A 1,856-nucleotide genomic window follows, 5' to 3' on the forward strand; every position below is an offset into this window, starting at 1 on the left:
GCTCACCGTCGGTTGCCATTGGGTGTCGGCAAAGGTGTAGCCCGCTTCGAAGAACATCGCCCGCTGTGAGCCCGAGCGTTTTTCCTGACGTGCGACCTCGAACGCAAAGTCGGCATTCTCGATCCCGGCATTGCCCTGCCCACGAATGCTGTAGACGTTCATACCCTTGCGCTCAAGCCGATCGCCAAAGGCATATCGCTCGTCAACATCCAGGCCGTGCACGTACGTCGAACCGATCGAGCCGACGGGCGTCGTGTAGTCGAGGGTGGCGGCAGCCACTTCGGTCTTCGACTGCCCGGGGTTATCGGATTTGAGCCATATCAGGCTACCGTGCAGGCCCTCCTGACCACCCAGTTTCAAGACTGCCGTATTCCCGAACGCCAACCGCGGGCCAAGGTAAAAGGCGCCACCGCGATTGAACCGGCCATCCCTTACGCCCTCGATAGGGCTGAAGGCCTTCCCGGGGGCGAACCCGTCGTCAGTGATCAGGAAGCCGTCCACCGTAACGAGCTGCCGGCCAAAAGAGAAATCAACGCCGTCCTTGCCCAGCGCAGGAATCAGGTCACCTGACTTCCAGCCCAGGTAGGCGTCTTCCACAGCCGTTCTTCTTTCATCCCCGACGGTGAGTCCTCCCGCGTCCCCATCGCCAAATGACCCCGTGCTGATCCAGCTGAGCCCGCCATAGACGGAACCGGCAGTGATCTTGTTTGTCGTGCCGTTGAGACCGTACTTGGCGTAGCCTTCTTGCCAGCGCATCCTGCCAGGCTCCCTCTCAGGGTCGCCAATGTAGTTTTTCTCGCTGCCGAACCAGCCAAACGCCGCCGACAGGTCGGCGTTCAGGACGGTTCCGCCATCGTCTTCGTTGTAGAGCTGGTAGGCGTGTACCTGCGGCTCAAATGTACAGAGTGCGACCAGCGAAAGTAATGGGGCGTAACTGAGGGTGCGCATGACGTCTCTCCTGTTTTTATATTTATGAGGCGAGCCATGAGTGTTCCGGCTTGGGTCGCGCAAGCGGTAACCCAAATCAGCACTTTCAAGGGGCTGGCCGCCCATCCCCTCGCGCGATACCTCCCCCGCTGCAAAACATCCTCAGCGCCTCGAATGGTTGCCGTTTTGGGCTACGGCCTCTGAGCGCACTCCCCCTATGCTGGGCCCATAAGAACCATAAGAACCGAGGCACCTGTCATGACCCCTTTGTCACCCTCCCCGCTGTTACGTCAGGGGCTTTGTCTTCTGACCCTCTTCGCCTGCAGTGCCCTGGCACCTGTTGCCAGTGCACACCATTCGTTCGCGCTTTTCGACCAGACCCAGACCGTCTCGATCAAGGGTGTCGTCGAGCGCTTTGCCTGGAGCAATCCTCACATCACGATTTACCTCGATACACCCGGCCCGCCGGCCCAGCGATTCAAGATCGAAACGGGCAGTGTCAACGCGTTACAGCGCACGGGCTGGACCGCTGAGTCGATCAAGGCCGGCGAGACTGCCGAGGTGTCCTTCAAACCGTTGAAAAACGGTGAGCCAGGAGGGCTGCTCGTGGAGATCAAGATCGGTGACGTCGTACTCACGGGCGGCGGATGAGAAATCCTTCCCTGGCTTCATGACGACCTAACCGACCGGACCAGACCAGCAGCGTGGAGACGTTTCAATGAAACCGACACGAACCTTGAACACGGCAATGATCGTCCTGGGCATCGCCCTCGTGACTGTCGCCGGGATGTGCAACGCCGCTACACCTTCCAAACCTCTAAGCGACAAACACAGCGTCAGCGCACGCCCCGACATCAGCGGCACCTGGGAACGAACCCCGGACGACTGGTTCGGTGAGAACCCCGACAACCCGGTGCACCCAGGCGGAC

2 protein-coding genes and 1 pseudogene are annotated in these 1,856 nt (G+C 60.2%); 2 read left to right on the top strand and 1 reads right to left on the bottom strand.

Annotated elements, in window-relative coordinates:
- On the bottom strand, window positions 1-948 hold a 948-nt coding region (locus AC1DLB_RS28975; protein WP_477786187.1), incomplete at its 3' end, for a hypothetical protein.
- Window positions 949-1,185: 237 nt separating this feature from the next.
- Between AC1DLB_RS28975 and AC1DLB_RS28980 the strand changes: the two genes are divergently transcribed.
- Window positions 1,186-1,578 carry a DUF6152 family protein gene (locus AC1DLB_RS28980; protein WP_019649037.1) on the top strand — a complete coding sequence of 131 codons (393 nt, stop codon included), beginning with the start codon at window positions 1,186-1,188 and terminating at the stop codon, window positions 1,576-1,578.
- Between the two features lie 67 nt (window positions 1,579-1,645).
- Window positions 1,646-1,856, top strand: a pseudogene (locus tag AC1DLB_RS28985) (hypothetical protein); the annotation flags it as partial.

It is taken from the genome of Pseudomonas sp. 05N434 (assembly GCF_056396965.1).